Below are 23,610 nucleotides of genomic sequence, written 5' to 3' on the forward strand. Positions count from 1 at the left end.
CAGCACCTGCGCAGGCCGACGACGTACCGAACCCATTCCTGGGCCCTCCCCCTGAAGGCGCGCGGCTGGTCGGTCCGCGCGGTGTCGGCGCCGATCATGCCAGCGGTGGGAGGCGAGTGACCAGAGTGGTTCCGGTCGGGTCGGGCTGACACCAAGCACTCAGGAGCACTTGCTCTCACCCGGTACGCCTTCCGCGGGGCACCGGCCCGGCGCGATGCTTCTCATGCAGCCGGAGCACAGCCTCCGGAAGCGGCGGTCCGGACCACTCCGGACCGGCCCGTACGACTTCGACGACCGCAACGACCTGAAAGGGAGGGCCGATCCGTGTTCTTCAGCTTCTTCGGTCTCATCTGGGACTGAGCCGGGGCGTGCATCTCACCATGGTGTCCGTGGTGCTGACGGCAGGTCCGGCGGCGCCGCACCCGGTGATCGACCAGCACACCCTCACCGACGTGCTGTGGGCCGCCTCCCGGCCGGCCGACCACCCCGAGCACATGACCGTCCGGACCGGATCCGGACACGCCGACTTCGTGCTCTACGCCCTCGCCGACTCCGCCGACGCGGCCCTGTCCGCCGCGCTGGAGACCGCCCGGCGCGCCATCGCGGCCTCGCCGCTGCTGGCCGGATGGACGGTACGGGAACACCCGCTCGGCCTGCGGCACCCCGAACCGCCCGACGCCGCCTAGGCGACCGCGCCCCCGAACCAACCGAACCAACCGAACCAACCGAACCGGACACAGGGCACCCGTGTGCCCGAGCCACCCGATATATCCCGTCAAGAAAGGACATCGCCATGCGCACCCTGCGTCGTGCCGCCCTCACCACCGCCTCCCTCGCCGTCGCGACCGTCGTCGCCCTGCCTGCGAACGCCTTCGCCGTCTCCCACTCCAGCGCGGCGAGCCAGCTCCGGTCGGCCGGCATCACCTGGTCATCCTCCGGCGGCTGCAGCGACCGCACGCGCCCCAACTGCACGTCGTTCGATGGCATGCGGCAGGTCACGCTCGACGGCATCAAGACCCTCAAGAGCGCGAGTGGCTGCGCCATCAACGTGACCGGCGGCACCGAGGTCGGCCACGCCGGGGGCGACTACAGCCACGGAAAGGGCTACAAGATCGACATCAACCCGGCGACCTGCGTGAGCAACTACATCACCGGCAGCTTCACCAAGATCGCCACGCGCGGCGACGGCGCCCAGCGCTGGCGTTCCTCGGCGGGCAACGTCTACGCCCGCGAGGGCAACCACTGGGACATCACGTACTGCGGCGGTGTCGCGGCCTGCACGAACTCCGCCAGCGCCTGACCGTCCCGCCGTCCCGAAACCACCCACTCCAGACAAGGGAACCGCCATGAAGCTCACCCTGAAGAAGAAGTTGTCCGTCCTGCTCGGCACCGCCGCACTCGCCACCGCCGGCCTGGCCGCCGCCCCGGCCGCCCAGGCAGACGGACTGGGCTGCCCCGACAAGGCGGTGTGCTTCTACGTCGACTACGCCACGCGCACCGGCGTCTTCCAGGACGTCACCTCCGGCTACCAGAACCTGGTCGCGAGCAAGGGCGCGGAGAAGGCCTGGAACACCCGCAGCAGCGGCGGCGCGCTGCTGCACTTCACCAACGGCCGCACGCTCTGCCTCAAGCCCAATGAGCTCCGCGAGAACCTGCGGAGCACCGGCACCGTCGACAAGATCCGCATCACCACCAGCAACAACTGCTGAAGGGAGGAAGCATCGTGAAGCTCCGCATCGCCGCCGCCGCGCTCGGTACGGGTGCGCTGCTCGCGGCCGGTCTGCTGACCGCGCCCGCGGCCTCGGCCGCCACCAGCTGTCTCGGCTCCTCGTGCAACGGCCTCAACCCGGCCAACACCATCTGCCAGAACGACGCCCGCACGGTGAAGACCGGAGCGTTCCGCGGGATGGAGCTGCGCTACAGCCCGACCTGCCGGGCCGCCTGGGGCCGGTTCCCCAACGCCCCCAAGGGCGCCACGCTCGACGTCAAGAACAGCCAGGGCAAGAAGTACACGACCCGTGGCCCCGCCGGCGGCGGGACCTTCCACAGCGTGATGGTCAACGACAAGGACGTCACGGCCTGGGCCTGCGGCGTCTGGGACGGCGGCAGCCAGACCGAGTGCACGGGGGCCTACTGATGAAGCTCCGCACCGCCGCCGCGCTGGGCACGGGTGCGCTGCTCGCGGCCGGTCTGCTGACCGCGCCCGCGGCCTCGGCCGCCACCAGCTGTCTCGGCTCCTCGTGCAACGGCCTCAACCCGGCCAACACCATCTGCCAGAACGACGCCCGCACCGTGAAGACCGCCCCCGGCGGAACCGGCATGGAGCTGCGCTACAGCCCGGCCTGCCGGGCCGCGTGGGGCCGGTTCCAGCACGCGCCGAAGAACGCCCGGATCGTCGTCGAGAACAGCCAGGGCAAGAAGTACACGACCCACGGGCCGTCCGGCGGCGGGACCTTCCACAGCGTCATGGTCAACGACAAGGACATCACCGCCTGGGCCTGCGGCTACTGGCGCGTGGCCGGCACGGGCTCCGACTCGCACGAGTGCACGGGGTCGTACTGATGGCCGCCCGCCGCCCGCACCCCCGCCCGTCCGCCCGCGCTGCCGTCGTGGCGCTGGCGGCGGCGGCCGCGGCCGTACTGCCGGCCGCCGGCTCCGCATCGGCCGGTGCGCCGGCCGCCGCACCGGCCGCCTCCTGCGCCCATCCGTACGTCTGCTTCTACATCGGCGAGACGGAAGCCGGCCGGTTCAAGGACATCACCTCCGGCTGGCAGACCCTGACCCGCAGCCGCGGAGCGGAGTACGCCGTCAACACCCGCCGCGACGACGGCGCGCTGCTGCACTTCACCAACGGGCGTACGTACTGCCTGGCCCCCGGCGACACGGCCCTGCTCGTGCCGCTCGGGACCGTGGACCGGCTGCGGATCACCGACTCCGCGCAGTGCCGCGTCTGACGGTCCGCCCCGCCGCCCGCCGTTCCCCCTGCCCCGCCCGCCCACTCCCGCGAAGGACACCCCTGCCGTGACGAAGTCACCCGCCGCAACCGCTCGAAAGTTCCTGGTCACCGGCGCCGCGCTGGCCGGCGCGATGGTGCTGGCCACCGGCCCCGCCCACGCCTCCACCAGCAACGTCTCCGGCCACGTCGGCGGCAGCTACACGTACTACGAGACCGGGCGCACGATCACCGCCAACGGCTCGAACGTCTACCTCCAGATCCCGGACTTCGACCTGCCGATCAAGGCCAAGTGGTACAAGTGCGGCAACCGCGGCGTGGGCGGCCGCGACGTCGAGCTCGGCGACGGCCGCCGCCACCTGCTCGGCAGCAACTTCCGCTCCGGCACGGTCTTCTGCCTCGCCGTGGCCGCCGACCTCAGCGAGATCAAGCTCCCCTGGAGCGGCACCCTCAACTGGAACGTGTACTCCTGACCCGCCCCGGTGCCGGTCAGGGCGCCGAAACCGCCGGTCCGGGCGGGACCCCGCACACGGGTCCCGGCCGGACCGGCGCCCGCGCACGCCCGACGGTCGCTACGCCGGTGCGAAGAGGATCTTGGCGACGCCCGGGTCGGCCCGGGTCAGGCGCACCCTGATCCGCTCGCCGAGCGGGACCGCCGAGGCCGACTCGATCCGCCCCACCACCGCCGGCTCCTCCAGCTGCACGATCCCCACCCCCGGCTCCCGCTCCTGCACGTCGATCACCATCCCGTCGAACGTCTCGCCCACCCGGTCCCGCAGCACCGCCGCCTCGACCAGGTCCACGCACTCCCGCTCGACGGTGTTCGCCAGCCGCCCGCCGGCCGCCATCTCCTTCGGCAGGTCCGCCAGCGCCGCCACCGCCCACTCCGGCGGCTCCCGCCCCGCGGACGCCGCCACGCACACCTCCCCCGCGTAGCGGTCCACCAGCCGCCGCAACGGCGCCGTGCAGTGCGTGTACGGCGCGGCCACCGCGGCGTGCAGGACCGGATCCGGCTGCTCGCCGTTCTCGAAGACCGTGTAGCCGGCGCCCCGCAGCAGTGCCGTGCACTCCTGGAGGAAGGCCGCGTGCCGCGGCTGCCGCGGATCGAGCGAGCGGATCAGCTGCGCGTACGGCACGTGGTGCGGCCAGTCGATGTGCAGGGCCTTCGCGGCCCGGCGCAGCCGCCCGACCGCGCCGTCGGGAGCGCTCGGCAGGGTGCGCAGCACCCCGGTGCCCGCCGTCAGCATGAGCTCCGCCGCGGCCATCCCGGTCATCAGGGAGATCTGGGCGTTCCAGCCGTCGACGGGCAGCGGCGCCCGGTACGTCAGCTCGTACGACCCCTCGTGCTCGACGATCTCCTGATCGGGCACGTTCAGCGAGACCCCGCCGCGCTCCACTTCCAGTCCCTCGCGCAGCCCGCCGACGACCTTGAGCAGGGCCAGGGACGCGTCCGCCGTCCCGTCGTCGATCGCCCGCTGGGCGCCCGCGTAGTCCAGCCTGGCCCGGCTGCGCACCAGTGCCCGGCGCACCCGTGCCGATTCCGTACGGCCGTCGGCGTCGAGGTCGATCCGCCACAGCAGTGCCGGGCAGGTCTGGCCTGGGAGCAGGCTTGCCACGCCCTCCGAGAGCACCGCCGGATGCAGCGGGACCTTGCCGTCGGGGAAGTAGAGGGTGTTCACCCGGCGGTGCGCCTCGGCGTCCACGGCCCCGCCCGGCGCGACGAAGGCGGCGACGTCGGCGATGGCGTAGTGGACGCGGAACCCGCCGTCCCGGAGGTGTGCGAGGTGCATGGCCTGGTCGAGGTCGACCGAGGCCGGCGGGTCGATCGTGAAGAGGGGCAGGTCGGTGGCGTCGAACTCCGGGAGCCGCGGCTCCCGGGCGGACCGCTGCGCCTCGGCCTCCACCTCCCCCGGGAAGCCCTCGGCGACGCCCAGCTGCGTCCGCAGGTCGCGCAGGGCGGCCCGCAGCGGAGCGCCGGCTGCGCCGGTCATGTGCATGTGGCGGCGTGGCATGGACCGAGCCTATGGCCGGTGCGGCGGGGCGGCACGGCGAGCGGGTGGCACGGTGAGCGGGCGACACGCCGGAGCGGCCGGACCGCTTACCCTGGCGCGGGGGCCGCATCCCCTGTTCGTACGTCCTGAAGGAGAACCGCCGTGCTCGTGCTGCTGCCGCCGTCCGAAGGAAAGGCCGCCGGCGGCTCCGGCGCCCCCCTGAAGGCCGAGGGGCTCTCGCTGCCGGGGCTGGCCGGGGCGCGCGCCGCGGTCCTCGACGAGCTGGTCGAGCTCTGCATGGCCGACGAGGACAAGGCCCGCGAGGTGCTCGGGCTCAGCGAGGGCCTGCGGGGCGAGGTGGGCAAGAACGCCGAGCTGCGCACGGCGGGTGCCCGCCCGGCCGGGGAGATCTACACGGGCGTGCTCTACGACGCCCTCGGGCTCGCCGGGCTGGAGGCGGACGCACGGGCGCTCGCCGAGCGCTCCCTGCTGGTGTTCTCGGGGCTGTGGGGCGCGGTGCGGATCACCGACCGGATCCCGTCGTACCGCTGCTCGATGGGGGTGAAGCTGCCGGGGCTGGGCGCGCTGGGTGCGTACTGGCGCACGCCGATGGCATCGGTGCTGCCGGAGGCGGCGGGGGACGGGCTGGTCCTGGACCTGCGCTCCTCGGCCTACACGTCCGCGTGGAAGCCGAAGGGCGAGCTCGCCGGGCGGACCGCCAGTGTGCGGGTGCTGCACGCACAGACGGTCGACGGGGTCGAGAAGCGGTCGGTCGTCAGCCACTTCAACAAGGCGACCAAGGGCCGGCTCGTACGGGACCTGCTGCGGGCGGGCGCCGATCCGCAGTCCCCCGCGGAGCTGGTCGTGGCCCTGCGGGACCTCGGCTACGCCGTCGAGGGCGAGGCCCCGGCCAAGGCGGCGAAGGCGTGGTCGCTGGACGTCGTGGTCACCGAGATCCACTGACGCGGACCGTCCGGCGGCGCCGGCCGGGGGCCACGAGCCCCCGGTCCGGTGTCAGCGGCTGAGGGGCCAGGCCACCGCGTGCGGGTCGTGGTCGGCCTCGCCGGCGTGCCGGGCACAGGCCTCGGTCAGGGTCTCCAGCAGGGTCAGCGGGTCCGGGAGCGCGTGCTCGGGGCCCCGTACCCAGGCGACCTCCAGGTCACCGGGGAGGCGGGCCGGTGGGACGAGCACGTAGCTGCCGCGGCAGTGCCAGCGCAGACCGGGATGCTCGTCCATCGTCTCGGGGTGGCAGTCGAGCTCGCAGGGCCACCACTCGTCCTCGTCCTCGGGGGTGCCCCGGGTGGCGGTGAAGAAGAGCATCCGGCCGTGTCCGCCGGTGCCGCCGGACTCGGCGACCGGGCCCACCTCGATGCCCGCGGCCAGGAGCCGTTCGAGGGCGCTGCGGCCGGCTTCCAGCGGTACGTCGAGCACGTCGTGGACCATGCCGGTCGCGGTGATGAAGTTGGCCTGGGGCTGGTTGCGCACCCACCGCTCGATCTGGCCGCGGTCGGTGGTGGACTGGGTCTGCCACGCGAAGGACAGCGGGTGCCTGGCCGGGGTGGGACAGCCGATGCGTTCGCACGAACATCGGTAGCCGGCGGGGTGGGCGGCCGGAGCGAGCGGCAGCCCCGCGGCGGCGACGGCCAGCAGGAGCGACTCGCGCTCACGGGCGGGGTCGTCCGCGGCCGGCTTCTGGCGCCTGCGCAGCCACTGGGCGATCCTGCTCTGCTCGCCGCGTTTCCAGCGGCCGGACTCAGACCCCATCAATCCCCTCACCTCACCGTTCCCCCGGCAGACCGACCCAGTCCGAGCCAGTCCCAGTCAGTACCGGCCGGTCCCAGCCAGTCACGCAATGGTCCCACCATCCTGAGCCTCAGGTGACCGCACTCCCCAACCGGGGCCCCGGAAGGAAGCCGTGGGGCGGATGTCATTCCATCACACAAGCGGACAACCCGGGCGCGGGCCCCTTTCTCAGGGCCGCCCGGTCGAGGGGCCGCCCTGAGGAAGGGGCCCGATGCCCCGCAGCACCTGCGCCACGAGCGCGTCCGCGAACGCGTGCGTGAGCGGCCCGGTGCGCAGCAGCCAGCGGTGCGTGAGCGGCCCGAGCAGCATCTCGACGGCGAGCCGCAGGTCCACGTCCCCGGCGAGCTGCCCGGCCTCCCGCGCCGCACGCAACCGCTCCTCGTACAGCGCGAGCTGCGGGGCGAGGAGCTGCTCCGTGAAGCGGGCGCCGAGCTCGGGGTCGGTCGCCCCGGCGGCGGTCAGCGCGCGGGTCGGGGCCTCGTACTTCTCGTCGTTCAGCTCGTCCACCGTCGCCCGCAGCACGAGCCGCAGGTCCGCCGCGAGGTCCCCGGAGTCCGGGAAGCCGGCCCACTCGCCCTCCGCCGCCGCGTCCCCGGCCAGGGCGAGGGAGGCGTCGAGCAGCACCTCGGCCTTGGAGGTCCACCAGCGGTAGATGGTCTGCTTGCCGACGCCCGCGCGGGCGGCGATCGCCTCGACGGTCAGCTTGTTGTAGCCGACCTCGCCGACCAGGGCGAGCGCGGCGTCCAGGATGGCGCGGCGGGACCGCTCGCTGCGGCGGGTCGCATCGGGGCTCTTGGCGGAAGCCGCGGGCCCGGCGGGCTTGGCGGGCTTGTCGGGCGTGGCGGGCTTGGCGGGCTTGGCGGCGGGCATGGCGCAAAACCTAGCGCAAGGCTTCGGACACCTCTCCGACGGGCAAACCACCCGATCAGTTCAATGCGCCGTGAGCGAAGTGGAGAGACGATTCTCTTCCTGCTTCGTGCTGTCCCGTGAGGAGCCTTCTTTGCGCCGAGACGCCACACCCCGCCGCTACCTGATGTGCCCACCCGCGCACTTCAGGGTCAGCTACTCCATCAACCCGTGGATGGATCCGGCCAAGCCGGTGGACCTGGGGCTCGCCCTGACCCAGTGGGAGGACCTGCGCGACAGGTACCGCTCGCTCGGTCACACCGTCGAACTGCTCGAACCGCAGCCCGACCTGCCCGACATGGTCTTCGCCGCCAACGGCGCGACCGTCGTCGACGGCAGGGTGCTCGGCGCCCGCTTCGCCTACCCCGAACGCGCCGCCGAGGCCGAGGCCCACCTCGCGTGGTTCCGCGCCCACGGCTTCACCGACGTCCACGAGCCCTCCCACATCAACGAGGGCGAGGGCGACTTCGCCGTCACCGGCCGCTACCTGCTCGCCGGCCGGGGCTTCCGCTCCAGCCCGCTCTCGCACGACGAGGCGCAGGAGTTCTTCGGCCGCCCGGTGATCGGCCTCGACCTGGTGGACCCGCGGTACTACCACCTGGACACGGCCCTGTCCGTCCTCGACGGCGACGAGGTCATGTACTACCCGCAGGCGTTCTCGCCCGGCAGCCGCTCGGTCCTGCGCCGGCTCTTCCCCGACGCCCTGCTCGCGACCGAGGCGGACGCGGCGGCGCTGGGCCTCAACGCCGTCTCCGACGGCCGCCACGTCCTGCTCCCGCAGCAGGCCGTCGGCCTCTTCGAACCGCTGCGGGAGCGCGGGTTCGAGCCCATCGGGATGGACCTGGGCGAGCTGCTCAAGGGCGGCGGCAGCGTGAAGTGCTGCACGCAGGAGCTGCGCCCGGCGCCGTGACCCCGCTCCCGCGGCCGCCGGTCCCGTGACCCCGGCCGCGTGCCCCCCGGCCGCCGGAGCGCGCCCGCTCAGTCCTCGCCCTCCGGCGGCCAGGCGTCGCCCCACTCCGCGTCCCGGGCCGCCTTGTACAGAGCCCCGTGCTTCTTGGACACGTTCTCGCGGTACAGGCCCCGGGACTCCGGGCCGCACAGGTCCAGCAGGACCAGACCCTTGCGGATCTGCGGCTTGCGGGTGATGCGGGCCGCGGCCGGTGCGGTGGGGAAGCGGGTCGCGGCCACGTAGCTGAACTTCTCGTCCTCGTAGGCCAGCGTGCCGCCCTTCACCTGGCGGTGCAGGGAGCTGCGGCTGACCCGGGCCGAGAAGTGGCACCAGTCCTCGCCCGGCACGATCGGGCAGGTCCCGTCGTGCGGGCAGGGCGCCGCCACGTGCATGCCCGCGGCGACCAGCCGGTCGCGCGCCTCGCGGATGCGGAGGTAGCCCTCCGGGGTGCCCGGCTCGATGACCACCACGGCCGAGGCGCGGGCCGCGCTCTCCGCGACGACCGCACCGCGGGCCTCCTCGGTCAGCTCGCCCAGGACGTACGAGACCGTCACCAGGTCCGCCTCCGGGACCGCGAGCCCGGGGCCGATGACCGCCTTGCGCCAGGCCGCGCCCTCCAGCACCGCCGAGCCGGACGCCTGCGCCAGTTCGCGTCCCAGCGCGAGCGCCGGCTCCGCCCAGTCGAGGACGGTGGTCGTCCGCGGGCCGTCCCAGGTCGCATCCACCGCCCAGGTCGCCGCGCCGGTGCCGCCGCCGACGTCCACGTGGGAGGCCGGCGCCCAGTCCGGAGCCGCTGCCGCCAGTCCCGCCAGGGCGGAGCTCACGGCCCCGAACGTCGCGGGCATCCGGTACGCGGCGTACGCGGCCACGTCGGAGTGGTCGCGCAGCACGGGTGCGTCGGTCGGGGTGCGCCCCCGGTAGTTGGCGATCAGCCGGTCGACGGCCAGCGCGGCCTGCTTCGGCGGCAGCCCGTCGAGCAGGCCGGAGAGAGCCGCACGCAGGGCGTCGGCGGTACGGACGGAGAGGTTCACCCCGAAAGTCTAGGACGCGGCCGGTGCCCGTCCTCTCAGCTGGTGGAACGTCCCGGGGTCCGGGGCACCGTTCCCGTACATTGCGGCCTCATGGACGCAAGCGGGAAGAAGATCGCTGTCGTGACGGGCGCGGGCTCCGGCATCGGGCGCTCCGTCGCGCTCACGCTGGCCGCCGCGGGCTGGTCGCTGGCCATCGCCGGACGGCGGGCCGAGCCGCTCGCCGAGACCGCGCGGGCGGCGGGCGGGGCAGAGGTGCTGTGCGTACCGGCCGACGTCAGCGCGCCGGACGACGTGGCCGCCCTCTACGCGGCGGTGCGCGAGCGGTACGGGCGGCTCGACCTGCTCTTCAACAACGCGGGCACCTTCGGGCCGGCCGGGGTGCCGCTGGAGGACGTCTCGTACGAGGCCTGGCGGCAGGTCGTGGACGTGAACCTGACCGGAGCGTTCCTCTGCGCGCAGGGGGCTTTCCGCATGATGAAGGAGCAGGACCCGCAGGGCGGCCGGATCATCAACAACGGCTCCATCTCCGCGCACGTGCCGAGGCCCCACTCGGTCGCGTACACCGCCACCAAGCACGCCGTGACGGGCCTGACCAAGTCCCTCTCCCTCGACGGGCGCCCGTACCGGATCGCCTGCGGCCAGATCGACATCGGCAACGCCGCCACCGAGATGACCGAGCGGATGCAGACCGGGATCCTCCAGGCCAACGGCCAGCTGGCCGTCGAGCCCGTGATGGACGCGGCCGACGTGTCCCGGACCGTGCTGCACATGGCGGAACTGCCGCTGGCGGCCAACGTGCAGTTCGCGACCGTCATGGCGACCGCCATGCCGTACATCGGGCGCGGCTAGCGGGCATCGGCAGGCCCGCGGGCCCCGGGAATGCCCGGCGGGCCGGGCGGGTTGCCGTGATCATGACCATGACTCAGGTACTGCACTACACGGCCTTCTCCAGCGACCCGGAGGGCGGCAACCCCGCCGGGGTCGTGCTCGACGCCGACGGCCTGGACGCGGCCGCGATGCTCGGCATCGCCGCCGGGCTCGGCTACAGCGAGACGGCGTTCCTCACCGCGCCGCCCGCGGGCACCGACGGCGAGCCCGGCCGGGCGTTCGGCGTGCGGTACTTCAGCCCCAAGGCCGAGGTCCCCTTCTGCGGGCACGCGACCGTCGCCACCGCCGTCGCCCTCGCCGAGCGGATCGGCCCCGGCGACCTGCTGTTCGTCACCGGTGCCGGCGAGGTGCCGGTGACGGTCGCCGAGAGCGGCGGGCGGCTGCGGGCCACGCTGACCAGCGTCGAGCCGCGGGTCGAGGAGATCGCCGGTGCCGACCTCGCGGAGGCGCTGGCGGCGCTCGGCTGGCCGGCCGCCGACCTGGACCCGGCGATCCCGCCGCGGATCGCGTACGCCGGTGCCCGGCACCTGGTCCTCGGCGCCGCCACCCGCGAGCGGCTCGCGGACCTCGCCTACGACTTCGGGCGCCTGGAGGCGCTGATGGTGCGGCTGGACCTCACGACCGTGCAGCTCGTCCACCGCGCGGGGGAGACGGTCTTCGACGTACGCAACCCCTTCCCGGTGGGCGGGGTCGTGGAGGACCCCGCCACGGGCGCGGCCGCCGCGGCCTTCGGCGCGTACGCCCGGGAACTGTCCCTCGTGCCCGCGGACGCGGAGCTCACCCTGCACCAGGGCGTGGACATGGGCCGGCCGGGCGTGCTGACCGTGGAGCTGCGGGCGGGCGACCCCCGGATCCGGGTCTCGGGCGAGGGCGTGGCCATCCCGGCCGCCTGAACCGGGCAGCGGGGCACCGGGGCCGCAGGCCGGCGGGCGGCGAGACGGGCTGAATACTGGGACGCATGCGCGTACTGACGTTCCCCGAGGCGGACACCCCGCCGGCGCTGCGCGGCCAGGTGCTCGCCCTCCAGGACGAGGCCTGGCCGCCCGCGGACGGGACGCCCTCGGCGGGCCCGGGCCACGACCCGCTGCTGCGGCCCGTCTCCCTGCTGCTGGTGGACGGCCCGGGGACCGTGGTGGCCGCGCTGGACCTGCTGCACAAGGACCTGGACCACGCGGGCCGCACCTACCGGGCCGCCGGGCTGAGCACGGTGGTCACCCGGGCCGCGGCCCGCGGCCGGGGCCACGGCCTGCGGCTGGTCACGGCGGCCCGCGAGCGGCTGGCAGGCGACCCGGACCTCGACCTCGGGCTGTTCACCTGCGACCGGAGCCTGCTGCCCTTCTACGTAGCGGCGGGCTGGTCGGCGCTCCCGGGCGCGGTCCTGGTCGGCGGCACCCCAGGGGACCCCCTCCCCAGCGACGCGCCCGGCTTCGACAAGGCGGTGCTGGCGGGCTTCTTCTCCCCGGCGGCGCAGGCGGCCCGGGACGCCTTCCCGGGCAGCCGGATCGGCCTGTACCCGGGGACCGTCGACCGGCTCTGGTAGCGGTAGCCCTGACCGAGCCCTGCTAGCTCCCCTTGGCGGCGACCACCTGGGTGGTGCGGCCGAGGAAGGAAACCCGGGCCTCGGGGTCGGTGGCCGGGGGCACCGTGACCGCCTGGGCGGAGAGCCTCTCGCGGACCAGGGTGTCCTTGAGCGTGCCGGTCATGATGGCCTTCATCGCGGGCGGCAGCGGGATGGCGGCGTTCTTGGCGGACTTGTCGAGCTTCACCTGCTCGAACTGCCGGGTGGCGAAGAACACCAGCGCGCCGCCGTCCGCGGTCCGCAGGCCCACCGGGGCGTACGCGCCGGTGTCGGCGGCCTGGTCGAGGACCTGCGTCGTGAACCCGGGCTGGTAGGCGCCGTCGGCGCGGACGGCCCGGCGGCCGGTGGTGTGCGCACCGGGGGCGAAGCCGTTCGGCACGCCGTCGGTGAGGTACTGCGCGTACCGCGCGCTCAGCTGCGCCGGGGGTATGGACAGGTCCTCGGCGTCGGGCGCGACCGGCTCGGCCCACCCGTCCTTGTCCTTGCGGAGCTCCGGCATCGTGCCGGGCGGCAGCGTCAGGACGTAGGTGACCTTCCAGGGGTGGTCCGCCGCGTCCTTGTTGAAGACCAGGGCGACCCGCCGCGCCGCGTTCTCGGTGTTCTCGTCGCGGTTGGTGTCCGTGTCCGCGACGAACCAGCGGGGCCAGCCCTGGTTCCTGGGTATCGCGAACTTGGCGTCGGTGAGCTCCAGCGGCTTGTACTGCGGATTGCCGCCGGGCTTGAGCGCCCTGCTCGCGCGCAGCGCGGCTGCGCGGCCGTCGCCGTAGGGACCGTCCGTGGCGCTCTGGATCAGGTTCGCGTCGTAGGACTGCTCGGCGCGGTTGTACGTCGCGACGAACTCCTTGAGGATCTGCGCGGCCTCGGCCGGCGTCGCCGCCGGCACCAGGGCTTCCTGTTCCTTCACCTGTGTGCACGCGCCCGCCGTCAAAGTCAGCACGACCACTGCCGCCGTCAGTACGGCCGACTGCCTCAGCCTTCTCATGCTCGCTCTTCTGCTCCTTCGCCCCCGCCGACCGTCCGAACCCTACCGGGGCCGGGAACAGGGCGAGCGCCGGGATCGGGTAGTGCGCCCACACCGTGACCTGGAGGACGGTCGGATCCGGCTGCTCACGACCGCCCCATGCACCGCAAAGCCCTGGCCAAGGGGTCAAGCGTTGGTGAGCGAGGTCATGCGGGATCGCGTACGGGCACCACGAGCGGCGCGCCGGTCCGCGGATGGGGGAACACCTCGACCGGCTGCCGGTAGACCGTGCTCAGCAGGGCGTCCCCGAAGACCTCCGCGGGCGGGCCGTCCGCGGCGATCCGTCCGCCGTGCAGCACCGCCGCCCGGTCCGCGTACGCCGCCGCGAGGCCGAGGTCGTGCAGGACGACGACCACGGCGTCCCCGGCCGCGGCCCGCTCCCGGCAGGTGCGCAGCACCAGCTCCTGGTGGCGCAGGTCCAGCGCGGCGGTCGGCTCGTCCAGGAGCAGCAGCGGGGCCTGCTGGGCGAGCACCCGCGCCAGGGCCACGCGCGCCCGCTCGCCGCCGGACAGTGCGGAGAACGGCCGCTCCGCGAACTCCGTGACCTCGGCCGCGGCCATGGCGGCGGCCACCGCCGCGTCGTCGGCCTCTTCCCGGGGGGTGCCGGCCCAGGGTGCGCGGCCCATCCGGACCACCTCGCCGACGGGGAAGGAGAAGGAGAGCTCGGCGGACTGCGGGAGCACGGCGCGGCGCAGCGCCAGGTCCGGCGCGGGCCAGTCGCCCGCCGGACGGCCGTCGATCCACAGCTCCCCGCCGGCCGCGGGCAGGTCGGCGGCCAGCGCGGCGAGCAGGGTGGACTTGCCGGCGCCGTTGGGGCCGACGAGGGCGAGGACTTCGCCGGCGCGGACGGCCAGGCCGATGCCGGCGAGCACCTCGCGGCTGCCGAGCCGGACGTGCAGGTCGCGGGCCTCGGCGACGGTCGCGCCGGGTTCCGGGCGGGCCGGGAGCTGTCTGCGGGTCCGCCCCAGGAGCGAGGTCAGCCTCATGCCCAGCCTCCCTGCCGGCGACGGGTCCTGCGCAGCAGGAAGAAGAAGAACGGGCTGCCGAACAGCGCCGTCAGCACCCCGAGCGGCAGCTCGGCGGGCGGGACGAGGGTGCGGGCGGCGAGGTCGCCCGCGACGAGGACGACGGCTCCGGCCAGCGCGCTGCCCGGGACCAGGAACCGGTGGCCGGGCCCGTTCGCCATCCGCAGCAGGTGCGGCACCAGCAGCCCGACGAAGGCGATGATCCCCGCCACGGCCACGGCGGCCGCCGTGAGCAGCGCCACGACGAGCACGAGGACGACGCGCAGGCGCTCGACGTCCACGCCCAGGTGCCGGGCCGGGCGTTCGCCGAGTGCGAGCAGGTCCAGGCGGCGGGCGTGGAAGGGGGCGACGAGCAGTCCGGCGAGCGCGCACGGCAGCACGGCGAGCACCTTGGGCCAGGTGGCCTGGGCGAGCGAGCCGAGCTGCCAGAAGGTGATCTGGGTGATCTGGGCGTTGTCCGCGAAGAAGACGAACAGGCCGATCAGGGCGCCCGCGAAGGCGTTGACGGCGATTCCGGTCAGGATGAGCGTGACCACTTCCGTCTTCCCGCCGGAGCGGGAGAGCACGTAGACCGCGGTGACGGTCAGCAGGCCCGAGACGAAGGCGCAGGCGGTCACGGTCCAGTTGCCCAGGAAGGTCAGCCCGAGGGCGATCGCGCCGACGGCGCCGACGGCGGCGCCCGCCGAGATCCCGATGACGCCCGGCTCGGCGAGCGGGTTGCCGAACACGCCCTGCATCAGGGCGCCCGCGCAGCCCAGGCTCGCGCCGACGAGCAGCGCCAGCACGATCCGCGGGAAGCGGACGTTCCACAGCACGCTCTCGGCGACCCGGTCGAGCGGGGCGCCGCCGAGGCCGAGGCGGTGGCCGACGGAGCCGAGGACGTCGGCGGTCGGGATCGGGTAGGCGCCGAGGCCCGCGGAGAGCAGGGCCAGTACGGCCAGGGCGGCGACGAGTCCGGCGGTCAGCCAGCCTGCCGGGCCGGCCCGGCGGGGCCGGTTCGGCCCGGCGGGCCCGGCTGCACCGGCCGGGCGGGCGTTGGCGGTTGTGCCGACAGTGCTGCCGGTGCCCTCCGGGCCCTGCGCGGTGGTGGCTGGTTCTGCCTGGTGGGGGAGGGCCACGTCACGCCTTGCCGGATCGGTAGAGCTGGGCGACCAGGGACGCGAGCACCCGGTCCGTGCGGGGGCCGTAGTTGAGCAGGACGCCGTCGTCGATGCTCACCACGCGCCGGTCCATCCCGGCGGGCGTCTGGGCCACGCCCGGGATCTTCGCGAGTCCGTCCACGCCGCCCACCGAGTCGAGTCCCTTGGCCATGACGAGGATCGCGTCGGGGGCCGCGGCGGCCAGGGCCTCGCTGGTGAGCGGCGTGAAGTCCTTGGTGAGGCCGGACTCCTTGCCCGCGTCGAGCGCGCCCGCGGCCTCCAGCAGCGAGGAGGCGCCGGAGTCTCGGCCGCCGAGCAGGTAGACCGCGGCCGTGCCGCGCAGGTAGAGGAACGCCACCCGCGGCTTCTTCGCGGCGGCGGAGGCCGGGATGTCCTTGCGCACGGCCGAGATGCGCTCGGCGGTGCGGTCGTTGAGGCGGGTGCCGGCGTCCGCGACGCCCAGCGCCGCGGCGACTGCGCTGATCCGCTTCGGTACGTCGTCCAGGGACTTGGCCGGGGCGACCACGAGCAACGGGATGCCCGCCTCGCGGATCTGCCGGACCGCCTCCGCGGGACCGGAGGTGCTCTCCGCGAGGACCAGGGTGGGGCGCAGCGACAGCACGCTCTCGGCGGAGACGTCGTGGGCGCGGGTCACCACCGGGAGTTTCGCGGCCTGTTCGAAGGTGGCCGTGATGTCGCGGGCCACCACCTTCGGGCCCAGCCCGAGGGTGTGCACGATCTCGTTCAGGCTGCCGGAGAGCGGCACGATCCGGTCCGCGGAGGCCACCGTGACCCGGGTGCCGTCGGCGGACGGGACCGTGGCCGGCAGGGCGGGGACGGGTGCGGGGGAGAGCGGTTCGACGCGGTCGGGGGCCGCGGCCGGGCGGGCCCGCGGGGCCGCCGCCGGATCGTCCTGCGCCCCGCAGCCGGCCGCGGCGAGCGCCAGGGCGACCAGGGCTGCTGCCAGGCGGGGGAAGCGGGTTGAGGCCGCGGGCGTACGCACGAAGGCACCGTCCTGTCGTCCGGCTGAAGGTTCTGGGGACCGGGGGGTTCCCTACCCGGCAGGGGTAGCTTAGGTTAGCCTAACCTTACTTACCAGACCCTGGAGGGGCTTTCATGTCCGCACGACCAGCACGTGGTCTCCGTGCGTTCGTCGTCACGCTGCTCGTGACCCTGTCGGCGGCACTGCTCCCCGCGGCCACCGCAGAGGCGGCGGGCCGCACCGTGCAGGGCGGGCGGCTCGACTGGGGCATCAAATCGTCCTTCCAGAGTTATGTCACCGGCCCCATCGCAAAAGGCGGTTTCCGGCTGAAAGGCGGAGCCGCCACCGCGGGCGGCAGCCTCTTCCGCTTCCACTCGGCGACCGGCTCGTACGACCCGGCCACCGGGGCCTTCGAGGCGGCGTTCCGCGGCGGCGTGCAGTTCCACGGCCACCAGAAGGCCGACGGCACCCACGAACTGGACCTCACCGTCGAGCGTCCCGCGATCCGCATCTCGGGCGGCACCGGCACCCTGTACGCCGATGTGACCGGCCGGGCCAAGGGCAGCGGGCCGGTCACCACCGACACCCGCGTCCCGCTCGCCACCCTCGGACTCGCGGGCATCACCATGACGGGCGGCGGCAGTCCCGTCGTACTCGCCAACGTGCCCGCGACGCTGACCGCGCAGGGCGCCAAGGCCTTCGCGGGCTACTACGCCGCCGGCGCGCAGCTCGACCCCGTGAGCCTGTCCGTCGACGTGGTCGACGCGGCCCCGAAGCAGCCCACCGCCCGTCCCGGTGCCACCGCCGCGCCCCGGCCCGCCGCCGGATCGTTCGCCGACGCGGCCGTCGACTGGGGCGTGCGCCGCACCTTCCGCGAGTACGTCACCGGCTCCGTCGAGCAGGGCCGCTGGGAGCTCGCCCAGGGCGCCCTGGACGGTGGCGCGCTCTTCCGCTTCCCGCAGGGCAGGGGTACGTACGACCAGGGCCGGGGCGCGCTCGACGCGGCATTCGCGGGCACCGTGAAGTTCACCGGCGCCCACATCGACCTCGCCTTCGGCAAGGTCGCCGTCAAGGTGGCGGGCGGCAAGGGCACCCTGCTCGCGGACGTCACCACCGCGGATGCCGTGCAGAAGGCCGTACCGATCGTGGAGTTCGACGCCCGCGGCCTTGCCGTCAAGGACGGGCTGGCCGTCCTCGCCGAGGCGCCCGCCACCCTCACCGAGGGCGGCTCCAAGGCCTTCGGCTCCATGTACCGGGCGGGCACCGAAATGGACCCCGTCACCCTCTCCGTCGCCGTCGACGCGCAGGCGCAGCTCCCCGCGCTGCCCGACCTGGGCTCGACCGCGTCCGCGGCGCCCCCGTCCGCCGCCCCCGCGGACGGCGGGGCCGCTGCAGCGGCCGCCGCCCCTGCGGAGTCCTCGGACACCGGGCTGTACGCGGGCCTGGCAGGCGGCGTCGTCCTCCTCGCCGGCGTCGCGTTCCTGCTCGTCCGCAAACTCCGCCGTAGCCCGGCCTCGTAGCCGCCGGGCGCCACCCGTCTCCCTCCCCGACACCCCTTCCGTTCAGGAGATTCCTGTCATGTACGCCTCACATCGTCGTACGATCGCCGCCGCGGCCGCGATCCTGACCGCCGCCGCGCTCGGCACGACCGCCTTCGTGGTGCCCGCAGGGGCAGCCGCGAGCGCCGACCGGGCGCCCGCCGCCCGGCCCCCGATGAAGATCGCCGACGGCACCCTCGACTGGGGCGTGGTCAAGCGCTACCGCGACTACGTCACCGGCATGGCGCAGGGCACCATCACCGTCTCGGACGGCGCGAAGAAGAACGCCGACGGCACCTTCCGCTTCGGCTCGGCGAGCGGTCAGTACGACCCGGTCACCCACATCGTCACCACGGCCTTCAAGGGCAGTGTCACCTTCAAGTCGACGGCCCACGGCTTCGAGGTCAAGCTCGCCGACTTCCGCTTCGACAGCGGCAGGAAGAAGCTGACCGCCGACGTCACCAAGAACGGCACGACCACCGAGGACGTGCCGCTCGCCACCGCAGCCGTCACCGGCCCGTCGCTGGAGAAGCTGCCCACCACCCTCACCAAGGAGGCCGCCGCCCAGCTCGGCGGTCCCTACGAGGGCATCGCGGGCGACCCGCTGACCATCGCCCTCAAGTTCGAGCAGCCCACGCCGACCCCGTCGCCCACCCCGAAGCCGACTCCGAAGCCCACGCCCAAGCCGACCCCGAAGCCGACCCCCGAGCCCAGCACGCCGGCGACTCCCGCGCCGGGCGCGAAGAAGGTCCTGGACGGCAAGGTCACCTGGGGCGTGAAGGAGTCCTTCCGCCGGTACGTCCAGAGCGGCGGCACCGTCACCCCGGGCGCCGGCGCCGTCAAGAACGGCGACACCTTCGACTTCCGGCCGGCCGCCGGCACCCTCGACGTCACGGGCAAGAAGCTGAGGGCCTCCTTCAAGGGCGCGCTGCGCTTCTCGTACCCCGCCCACGGCATCGACATGACGTTCTCCAACGTCCGCATCGGCACCGCGGGCAAGAAGGGCACCCTCGTCCTCGACGTCGAGACCGCGTCCGGCACGAAGAAGAACGTCTCCTTCGCCACCCTCGACCTCTCCCGCGCCGTCTACAAGACCAAGGCCGGAGTGCTGACCTTCAAGGCGGTGCCCGCCGCCTTCACCGCGGACGGCGCGGCCGCCTTCGCCAACGACACCACCGGCTCGATGTACAAGAAGGGCGACCCGGTCGACCCGGTCACCCTCTCCGTGTCCGTGAAGAAGGACGCGGCCCTGCCGGCCGCCTCCGGGGGCACGGCGGGCGGCGGCACGGCCGGCACCACGGGGGGTACGGCCGGCGGCGGCGCGGTGGGCGGTTCCACCGGCGGCTCGGTGGGCGGCGACCTCGCTGCGACCGGCGCCGGCGTCCCCGCGGGCACCCTGCTCACCGCCGCCGGGCTGATCGCCGGAGCCGGCGCCGCGGTGGTCTTCGCCGCCCGCACCCGCCGGACGGCCTCCCCGGCCTGACCTGCCGTGCTTGAATGCCCGCGTGAACGATCTCGACGTGCTCAAGGTGTTCTGCGCGGGCGACGGGCGCCACGGGAATCTGCTGGGTGTCGTACGCGACGGCCGGACGTGCCCCGACGACGCCTCCCGTCAGGCGCTCACCGCTGAACTCGGCTTCAGCGAGACGGTGTTCGTCGACGACCCCGAGCGCGGGGTCGTCGACATCCGCACGCCCGGCATGCGGCTCCCCTTCGCGGGGCACCCGCTGGTGGGGGTCGCCTGGCTGCTGGACGTGGAGGAGCTCCACCCGCCGGTCGGCGAGGTGTGGGCGCGCGACGACGGCGAGTTCACCTGGATCACGGCCCGCGCCGACTGGGCCGAGGGCAAGCAGACCCGGCAGTACGCGAGCGCCGCCGAGGTCGACGCGCTGCCCGCCCCACCGCCCGGAGAGGGCTGGCTGTACGCCTGGGCCTGGGAGGACGAGACGGCGGGCCGCATCCGCGCCCGCGGCTTCCCCCGGCGCCCGCACACCTGCGGCGGCGGCCCCGGCTCCTGCGCGGGCGGGGACTGTCCGGGAACCATCGCCGAGGACGAGGCCACCGGCTCGGCGGCGCTGCTGCTGACGGCACAGCTGAACCGCGCCCTGAACATCACCCAGGGCGCGGGATCGCAGATCCTGACGGCACCCGGACCCGACGGCACGATCGAGATCGGCGGCCGGGTCCGGTTCGCGCCCGCGGGCGGCGTGCCCGCGGCGGCTAAGCGCTGAGCGGGAACTGCTCGCCCAGTTCGCGGAAGACCGCGCCGTTGAAGTCGAAGGCGCGCTTGCACTCGTCGACGATGCGCTGCTTCTCCAGGTCGTCGACCGGGACGGCGTCGAGCAGCTCGCGGTAGGTGCGCTTGAAGGCGGCCGGGTTGGCCACCTGCTCGAACACGTAGAACCGCACGCCGTCGCCCTTGCGCGCGAAGCCCCAGGTCCGCTCGGCCTTGTCCCGGATGATCTGGCCGCCGGAGAGGTCGCCGAGGTACCGGGTGTAGTGGTGGGCGACGTAGCCGCCGGGCCAGCCCGCGGCGCACTCCGCGACCCGCGCGGCGTACGCCCGCGTGGCCGGAAGGGCCACCAGCGACTCGCGCCAGCCCTCGCCCCGCAGGTGGGCCAGGTCCCGCTCCAGCTCCGCCACCCGCATCAGCTCGGGCCGGATGAACGGACCGGCGACCGGGTCGTCGCGCAGCGCCGCCGCGCCTTCCTCCAGCGCCCGGTAGACGAACCAGAGCTGCTCGGTGTAGCGGGCGTACGCGTCCACGCCGAGCCTGCCGCCCAGCAGGTCGCTCATGAAGGCCGAGGTCTCGGCTTCGGTGTGCTGCTCGTGCGAGGCGACGCGGATGACCGTAGAGAAGGCGTCCAAGACGGACCTCCAGGGACCGATGGGGACGGGAAAGGGGCACCGGGCGTGGCGGCAGCGGGTACCGCCACGCCCGATCCTCCTACTTAGGCATACCTAAGTCAATGTGTTCCCGACGTCCTGTCGGTAAAACGTCCACGGAGAAGACGCTACGGCAGCGTCAGGATCTCCGCACCCGTGGCGGTGACGACGAGGGTGTGCTCGAACTGCGCCGTCCGCTTGCGGTCCTTGGTGACCACGGTCCAGCCGTCCTCCCACATGTCGTACTCGTGGGTGCCCAGCGTCAGCATCGGCTCGATCGTGAAGGTCATGCCGGGCTCGATGACGGTGGTGGCGTGCGGGCTGTCGTAGTGCGGGATGATCAGCCCGGAGTGGAACGACGAGTTGATGCCGTGGCCGGTGAAGTCCCGCACGACGCCGTAGCCGAAGCGCTTGGCGTAGGACTCGATGACCCGGCCGATGACGTTGATCTGGCGGCCCGGCCGCACGGCCTTGATCGCGCGGTTCAGGGCCTCGCGGGTCCGCTCCACGAGCAGCCGCGACTCCTCGTCCACCTCGCCGCACAGGTACGTGGCGTTGTTGTCCCCGTGCACGCCGCCGATGTACGCCGTGACGTCCAGGTTCACGATGTCGCCGTCCTGGAGGACGGTCGAGTCCGGGATGCCGTGGCAGATGACCTCGTTGACCGAGGCGCACAGCGACTTGGGGAAGCCGCGGTAGCCGAGGGTCGAGGGGTATGCGCCGTGGTCGCACATGTACGCGTGGGCCACCCGGTCGAGCTCGTCGGTGGTCACCCCGGGCTTGATCAGCTTCGCGGCCTCCTCCATCGCCTGTGCGGCGATCCGGCCGGCGATGCGCATGGCCTCGATGGTCTCGGCCGACTGCACCTCCGGACCGGCGTACGGAGTGGGCGCGGGCTTGCCCACGTACTCGGGTCGGCGGATGTTGCCGGGAACGGAACGGGTGGGAGAGAGCTCCCCTGGAACGAGCAGCGACTGGCCAGACATGCATGCGAGTGTATCGAGCGCGGATCGGGCAGCATGGCGGCAGAGAGAGGAGCCGCAGATGGCCCTGTTCAAGAAGCGTCAGGTGGGCAAAGCGGGCGAATGGTACTACTGCCTCGTCCACAAGAAGGTCGAGGAGGGCCCGGAGTGCCCTGCCAAGGACCGGTTCGGTCCGTACGACACCCCGGAGGAAGCGGCGCGCGCCATGCAGACCGCGGAGGAACGCAACCTGGAGTGGGAGAACGACCCCAGGTGGCACAACAAGTCCGCCGACGGCCAGGGCGGCACTGACGGCGCTCACGGCACTGGCGGCCCCGGCGGCACCAACGGCGAGGGCACCGGTACGGCCACCTGACCCGGGGAGCGGCCGCTGGCGCCGGCACCCCTACCAGCGGCTGGGCGGCGGTGCGGTCAGCTGGTCCGCAAGCCGCGACAGCCGGTCCCGGAACCGCCGGGGCGCGCGCTGCGCCGGCAGGCAGTTCTCCCCGGCCGCCGCACTGACCAGGTGCTGCACGGTGTCGAGGTCCAGCCCGGCATCGGGCGGGACGGACAGCGCCTCGTGCGCCAGCGCCCGCAGCTCGTCGCCCCCGCCGTCCAGGGACAGGACCGTCGCCCCGGCCCGGCGGGCGTCGTGCACCCGCTCCAGGAGCCCTTCGCCCGGCCCCTCGCCGGGTCCCTCCGGGGACACGACCAGCAGCGTCTCCCCGCGCCGGGCCGCTTCCAGGCGCCCCAGCCCCACCGACAGGTGCGGGGGCTCGCCGGGGCGCACCCGGTGCCGTACGAGCGTCGGGGCCAGCTCCGGCTGCCCGGACCAGGCGGCCTCGTCCACCAGGTGCGCGGCCAGGTGCCAGGGCTCGTACTGCTCGGTGCCGACCAGGAGCAGGCCGCCGCCGGCGGGCACCACGGACGCGCGCAGACCGCCGGCGAAGCGCCGGGCGGCCCCCGGCCACTCCGTTCCCGCCAGAACCTCGCGCAGCAGCGCCACTCTCACGGCGTCCATGAAGCGGAATCCTGCCGTACGCGCGGGACGGAGGGGAACGCTTGTTGCGCAGTCACCCATTCGGCAGCGGCAGTAGGGTCGGCCCATGACTTCCACTGACAGCCCCGACACCGCCCCGAAGCCGCCGGCCAAGGCACCGGCGAAGGACCCCTGGGAGCTGCCCGACGTCTCCGGCCTGGTGGTCGGCGTCCTCGGCGGCACCGGCGACCAGGGCCGCGGCCTCGCCTACCGGCTGGCCCGGGCCGGCCAGAAGGTGATCATCGGCTCGCGCGCCGCCGAGCGCGCGCAGACCGCGGCCGACGAGCTGGGCCTCGGCGTCGAGGGCGCCGACAACGCCGAGTGCGCCCGCCGCAGCGACATCGTGATCATCGCGGTGCCGTGGGACGGCCACGCCAAGACCCTCGAGGCGCTGCGCGAGGAGCTCGACGGGAAGCTCGTGGTCGACTGCGTCAACCCGCTCGGCTTCGACAAACAGGGCGCGTACGCCCTCAAGCCCGAGGAGGGCAGCGCCGCACAGCAGGCCGCCGCCCTGCTCCCCGGGTCGCGGGTCACCGCGGCCTTCCACCACCTCTCGGCGGTCCTGCTCCAGGACGAGTCGATCGAGGAGATCGACACCGACGTCATGGTGCTGGGCGAGGCCCGCGCCGACACGGACCTGGTCCAGGCGCTGGCCCAGCGCATCCCCGGGATGCGCGGCGTCTTCGCGGGCCGGCTGCGCAACGCCCACCAGGTCGAGTCGCTCGTCGCGAACCTGATCTCCGTGAACCGCCGCTACAAGGCCCACGCGGGCCTGCGCGTCACCGACGTCTGAGCCGCCCGCCGCGGGGGGCGCGGGGGGGGGGGCGGGGGGTCTTGGGTAGGCCCCTCCCCGATCCCCTGCGGGGAGGGGGGGGACGGGGGTGGGGCCCCAACAACCCCCTCCCCTCGGAGGTCCCC

At 74.0% G+C, this 23,610-nt stretch carries 28 protein-coding genes; 17 read left to right on the forward strand and 11 right to left on the reverse strand.

Translation table 11 applies throughout. The features are described 5' to 3' along the window. The first annotated feature begins 368 nt into the window (after positions 1 to 368). From ACZ7H1_RS28530 to ACZ7H1_RS28560, 7 genes are all read left to right on the forward strand, one after another. Positions 369 to 686, forward strand: coding sequence for a hypothetical protein (locus ACZ7H1_RS28530; RefSeq protein ID WP_470790661.1), 318 nt, complete (start codon positions 369 to 371; stop codon positions 684 to 686). 107 nt (positions 687 to 793) lie between these two features. Then, positions 794 to 1,300 (forward strand): hypothetical protein, encoded by a 507-nt coding sequence (locus ACZ7H1_RS28535; RefSeq protein WP_470790662.1) that lies wholly within the window; start codon positions 794 to 796, stop codon positions 1,298 to 1,300. A gap of 46 nt (positions 1,301 to 1,346) precedes the next feature. Next, complete coding sequence (locus ACZ7H1_RS28540) at positions 1,347 to 1,709, forward strand: hypothetical protein (protein WP_470790663.1); 363 nt, start codon at positions 1,347 to 1,349, stop codon at positions 1,707 to 1,709. 14 nt (positions 1,710 to 1,723) lie between these two features. Beyond that, positions 1,724 to 2,137, forward strand: coding sequence for a DUF2690 domain-containing protein (locus ACZ7H1_RS28545; RefSeq protein ID WP_470790664.1), 414 nt, complete (start codon positions 1,724 to 1,726; stop codon positions 2,135 to 2,137). After that, positions 2,137 to 2,562: a DUF2690 domain-containing protein gene (locus tag ACZ7H1_RS28550; RefSeq protein ID WP_470790665.1), complete on the forward strand. Its 426-nt coding sequence runs from the start codon at positions 2,137 to 2,139 to the stop codon at positions 2,560 to 2,562. Before ACZ7H1_RS28545 ends, ACZ7H1_RS28550 begins: the two co-directional genes overlap by 1 nt. Continuing rightward, complete coding sequence (locus ACZ7H1_RS28555; RefSeq protein ID WP_470790666.1) at positions 2,562 to 2,954, forward strand: hypothetical protein; 393 nt, start codon at positions 2,562 to 2,564, stop codon at positions 2,952 to 2,954. Before ACZ7H1_RS28550 ends, ACZ7H1_RS28555 begins: the two co-directional genes overlap by 1 nt. Before the next feature lie 67 nt (positions 2,955 to 3,021). Further along, positions 3,022 to 3,426: a hypothetical protein gene (locus ACZ7H1_RS28560; RefSeq protein ID WP_470790667.1), complete on the forward strand. Its 405-nt coding sequence runs from the start codon at positions 3,022 to 3,024 to the stop codon at positions 3,424 to 3,426. A gap of 99 nt (positions 3,427 to 3,525) precedes the next feature. On the opposite strand, the gene ACZ7H1_RS28565 is transcribed toward ACZ7H1_RS28560, so the two are convergent. After that, positions 3,526 to 4,965, reverse strand: coding sequence for an RNB domain-containing ribonuclease (locus tag ACZ7H1_RS28565; protein ID WP_470790668.1), 1,440 nt, complete (start codon positions 4,963 to 4,965; stop codon positions 3,526 to 3,528). A 141-nt stretch (positions 4,966 to 5,106) separates the two neighbouring features. On the opposite strand from ACZ7H1_RS28565, the gene yaaA reads away from it, so the two are divergent. After that, complete coding sequence (gene yaaA, locus ACZ7H1_RS28570) at positions 5,107 to 5,907, forward strand: peroxide stress protein YaaA (RefSeq protein WP_470790669.1); 801 nt, start codon at positions 5,107 to 5,109, stop codon at positions 5,905 to 5,907. A 51-nt stretch (positions 5,908 to 5,958) separates the two neighbouring features. Here the strand turns inward: yaaA and ACZ7H1_RS28575 are convergent, their stop codons facing one another. Beyond that, positions 5,959 to 6,708, reverse strand: coding sequence for a bifunctional DNA primase/polymerase (locus ACZ7H1_RS28575; protein ID WP_470790670.1), 750 nt, complete (start codon positions 6,706 to 6,708; stop codon positions 5,959 to 5,961). 207 nt (positions 6,709 to 6,915) lie between these two features. Next, on the reverse strand, positions 6,916 to 7,617 hold the full coding sequence (locus ACZ7H1_RS28580) for a TetR/AcrR family transcriptional regulator (RefSeq protein ID WP_470790671.1): 702 nt from the start codon (positions 7,615 to 7,617) through the stop codon (positions 6,916 to 6,918). 130 nt (positions 7,618 to 7,747) lie between these two features. Here ACZ7H1_RS28580 and ddaH point away from each other — a divergent pair, with 130 nt between their 5' ends. Beyond that, entirely contained in the window at positions 7,748 to 8,563 is an 816-nt protein-coding gene (gene ddaH, locus ACZ7H1_RS28585; protein ID WP_470790672.1) for a dimethylargininase, read from the forward strand. Between the two features lie 68 nt (positions 8,564 to 8,631). On the opposite strand, the gene ACZ7H1_RS28590 is transcribed toward ddaH, so the two are convergent. Next, positions 8,632 to 9,633, reverse strand: coding sequence for a small ribosomal subunit Rsm22 family protein (locus ACZ7H1_RS28590; protein WP_470790673.1), 1,002 nt, complete (start codon positions 9,631 to 9,633; stop codon positions 8,632 to 8,634). A 90-nt stretch (positions 9,634 to 9,723) separates the two neighbouring features. On the opposite strand from ACZ7H1_RS28590, the gene ACZ7H1_RS28595 reads away from it, so the two are divergent. The 3 genes from ACZ7H1_RS28595 to ACZ7H1_RS28605 all read left to right on the forward strand — a co-directional run bounded on the left by ACZ7H1_RS28595 (position 9,724) and on the right by ACZ7H1_RS28605 (position 12,061). Further along, positions 9,724 to 10,482, forward strand: a complete 759-nt coding sequence (locus ACZ7H1_RS28595) for an SDR family oxidoreductase (protein WP_470790674.1) — start codon at positions 9,724 to 9,726, stop codon at positions 10,480 to 10,482. A gap of 62 nt (positions 10,483 to 10,544) precedes the next feature. Beyond that, a complete protein-coding gene (locus ACZ7H1_RS28600; protein ID WP_470790675.1) occupies positions 10,545 to 11,414 on the forward strand; it encodes a PhzF family phenazine biosynthesis protein in 870 nt (289 codons plus the stop codon). 65 nt (positions 11,415 to 11,479) lie between these two features. Next, positions 11,480 to 12,061, forward strand: a complete 582-nt coding sequence (locus ACZ7H1_RS28605) for a GNAT family N-acetyltransferase (protein WP_470790676.1) — start codon at positions 11,480 to 11,482, stop codon at positions 12,059 to 12,061. A gap of 22 nt (positions 12,062 to 12,083) precedes the next feature. Here ACZ7H1_RS28605 and ACZ7H1_RS28610 read toward each other — a convergent pair whose 3' ends face one another. The 4 genes from ACZ7H1_RS28610 to ACZ7H1_RS28625 form a co-directional block, all read right to left on the reverse strand. Beyond that, positions 12,084 to 13,082: an SCO2278 family lipoprotein gene (locus ACZ7H1_RS28610; protein WP_470790677.1), complete on the reverse strand. Its 999-nt coding sequence runs from the start codon at positions 13,080 to 13,082 to the stop codon at positions 12,084 to 12,086. 185 nt (positions 13,083 to 13,267) lie between these two features. Then, positions 13,268 to 14,107, reverse strand: coding sequence for a heme ABC transporter ATP-binding protein (locus ACZ7H1_RS28615; protein ID WP_470790678.1), 840 nt, complete (start codon positions 14,105 to 14,107; stop codon positions 13,268 to 13,270). Continuing rightward, complete coding sequence (locus tag ACZ7H1_RS28620) at positions 14,104 to 15,264, reverse strand: FecCD family ABC transporter permease (RefSeq protein ID WP_470790679.1); 1,161 nt, start codon at positions 15,262 to 15,264, stop codon at positions 14,104 to 14,106. The genes ACZ7H1_RS28615 and ACZ7H1_RS28620 overlap by 4 nt, the downstream gene beginning before the upstream one ends. A gap of 1 nt (position 15,265) precedes the next feature. Continuing rightward, positions 15,266 to 16,288, reverse strand: a complete 1,023-nt coding sequence (locus ACZ7H1_RS28625; RefSeq protein ID WP_470790680.1) for a heme/hemin ABC transporter substrate-binding protein — start codon at positions 16,286 to 16,288, stop codon at positions 15,266 to 15,268. A 113-nt stretch (positions 16,289 to 16,401) separates the two neighbouring features. Here ACZ7H1_RS28625 and ACZ7H1_RS28630 point away from each other — a divergent pair, with 113 nt between their 5' ends. From ACZ7H1_RS28630 to ACZ7H1_RS28640, 3 genes are read left to right on the forward strand one after another with little or no spacing between them, the layout of a single operon-like run. After that, positions 16,402 to 17,787 carry an HtaA domain-containing protein gene (locus tag ACZ7H1_RS28630; protein WP_470790681.1) on the forward strand — a complete coding sequence of 462 codons (1,386 nt, stop codon included), beginning with the start codon at positions 16,402 to 16,404 and terminating at the stop codon, positions 17,785 to 17,787. Positions 17,788 to 17,845: 58 nt separating this feature from the next. Beyond that, positions 17,846 to 19,288: an HtaA domain-containing protein gene (locus ACZ7H1_RS28635; protein WP_470790682.1), complete on the forward strand. Its 1,443-nt coding sequence runs from the start codon at positions 17,846 to 17,848 to the stop codon at positions 19,286 to 19,288. A gap of 22 nt (positions 19,289 to 19,310) precedes the next feature. Next, positions 19,311 to 20,036: a PhzF family phenazine biosynthesis protein gene (locus ACZ7H1_RS28640; RefSeq protein ID WP_470790683.1), complete on the forward strand. Its 726-nt coding sequence runs from the start codon at positions 19,311 to 19,313 to the stop codon at positions 20,034 to 20,036. On the opposite strand, the gene ACZ7H1_RS28645 is transcribed toward ACZ7H1_RS28640, so the two are convergent. Further along, the gene (locus ACZ7H1_RS28645; protein WP_470790684.1) at positions 20,026 to 20,673 is read right to left on the reverse strand and encodes a biliverdin-producing heme oxygenase; all 648 of its coding nucleotides are present in this window, start codon (positions 20,671 to 20,673) and stop codon (positions 20,026 to 20,028) included. The genes ACZ7H1_RS28640 and ACZ7H1_RS28645 overlap by 11 nt on opposite strands. Before the next feature lie 146 nt (positions 20,674 to 20,819). Beyond that, on the reverse strand, positions 20,820 to 21,677 hold the full coding sequence (gene map, locus ACZ7H1_RS28650; RefSeq protein ID WP_470790685.1) for a type I methionyl aminopeptidase: 858 nt from the start codon (positions 21,675 to 21,677) through the stop codon (positions 20,820 to 20,822). A gap of 58 nt (positions 21,678 to 21,735) precedes the next feature. Between map and ACZ7H1_RS28655 the strand changes: the two genes are divergently transcribed. Further along, positions 21,736 to 22,029: a hypothetical protein gene (locus ACZ7H1_RS28655; RefSeq protein WP_470790686.1), complete on the forward strand. Its 294-nt coding sequence runs from the start codon at positions 21,736 to 21,738 to the stop codon at positions 22,027 to 22,029. 30 nt (positions 22,030 to 22,059) lie between these two features. On the opposite strand, the gene ACZ7H1_RS28660 is transcribed toward ACZ7H1_RS28655, so the two are convergent. Beyond that, entirely contained in the window at positions 22,060 to 22,674 is a 615-nt protein-coding gene (locus tag ACZ7H1_RS28660; protein ID WP_470790687.1) for a hypothetical protein, read from the reverse strand. Between the two features lie 85 nt (positions 22,675 to 22,759). Between ACZ7H1_RS28660 and npdG the strand changes: the two genes are divergently transcribed. Further along, positions 22,760 to 23,485 (forward strand): NADPH-dependent F420 reductase, encoded by a 726-nt coding sequence (gene npdG, locus ACZ7H1_RS28665; RefSeq protein ID WP_470790688.1) that lies wholly within the window; start codon positions 22,760 to 22,762, stop codon positions 23,483 to 23,485. Positions 23,486 to 23,610 lie beyond the last annotated feature (125 nt).

The organism is Streptomyces sp. NPDC037401 (assembly GCF_055602345.1).

Coding starts and splice junctions, on each gene's coding strand:
- ACZ7H1_RS28535 (WP_470790662.1), top strand. CDS start 794: ATGCGCACCCTGCGTCGTGCCGCCCTCACCACCGCCTCCCTCGCCGTC.
- ACZ7H1_RS28540 (WP_470790663.1), top strand. CDS start 1,347: ATGAAGCTCACCCTGAAGAAGAAGTTGTCCGTCCTGCTCGGCACCGCC.
- ACZ7H1_RS28550 (WP_470790665.1), top strand. CDS start 2,137: ATGAAGCTCCGCACCGCCGCCGCGCTGGGCACGGGTGCGCTGCTCGCG.
- ACZ7H1_RS28555 (WP_470790666.1), top strand. CDS start 2,562: ATGGCCGCCCGCCGCCCGCACCCCCGCCCGTCCGCCCGCGCTGCCGTC.
- ACZ7H1_RS28565 (WP_470790668.1), bottom strand. CDS start 4,965: ATGCCACGCCGCCACATGCACATGACCGGCGCAGCCGGCGCTCCGCTG.
- ACZ7H1_RS28575 (WP_470790670.1), bottom strand. CDS start 6,708: ATGGGGTCTGAGTCCGGCCGCTGGAAACGCGGCGAGCAGAGCAGGATC.
- ACZ7H1_RS28580 (WP_470790671.1), bottom strand. CDS start 7,617: ATGCCCGCCGCCAAGCCCGCCAAGCCCGCCACGCCCGACAAGCCCGCC.
- ACZ7H1_RS28595 (WP_470790674.1), top strand. CDS start 9,724: ATGGACGCAAGCGGGAAGAAGATCGCTGTCGTGACGGGCGCGGGCTCC.
- ACZ7H1_RS28600 (WP_470790675.1), top strand. CDS start 10,545: ATGACCATGACTCAGGTACTGCACTACACGGCCTTCTCCAGCGACCCG.
- ACZ7H1_RS28605 (WP_470790676.1), top strand. CDS start 11,480: ATGCGCGTACTGACGTTCCCCGAGGCGGACACCCCGCCGGCGCTGCGC.
- ACZ7H1_RS28610 (WP_470790677.1), bottom strand. CDS start 13,082: ATGAGAAGGCTGAGGCAGTCGGCCGTACTGACGGCGGCAGTGGTCGTG.
- ACZ7H1_RS28615 (WP_470790678.1), bottom strand. CDS start 14,107: ATGAGGCTGACCTCGCTCCTGGGGCGGACCCGCAGACAGCTCCCGGCC.
- ACZ7H1_RS28630 (WP_470790681.1), top strand. CDS start 16,402: ATGTCCGCACGACCAGCACGTGGTCTCCGTGCGTTCGTCGTCACGCTG.
- ACZ7H1_RS28635 (WP_470790682.1), top strand. CDS start 17,846: ATGTACGCCTCACATCGTCGTACGATCGCCGCCGCGGCCGCGATCCTG.
- map (WP_470790685.1), bottom strand. CDS start 21,677: ATGTCTGGCCAGTCGCTGCTCGTTCCAGGGGAGCTCTCTCCCACCCGT.
- ACZ7H1_RS28655 (WP_470790686.1), top strand. CDS start 21,736: ATGGCCCTGTTCAAGAAGCGTCAGGTGGGCAAAGCGGGCGAATGGTAC.
- ACZ7H1_RS28660 (WP_470790687.1), bottom strand. CDS start 22,674: ATGGACGCCGTGAGAGTGGCGCTGCTGCGCGAGGTTCTGGCGGGAACG.
- npdG (WP_470790688.1), top strand. CDS start 22,760: ATGACTTCCACTGACAGCCCCGACACCGCCCCGAAGCCGCCGGCCAAG.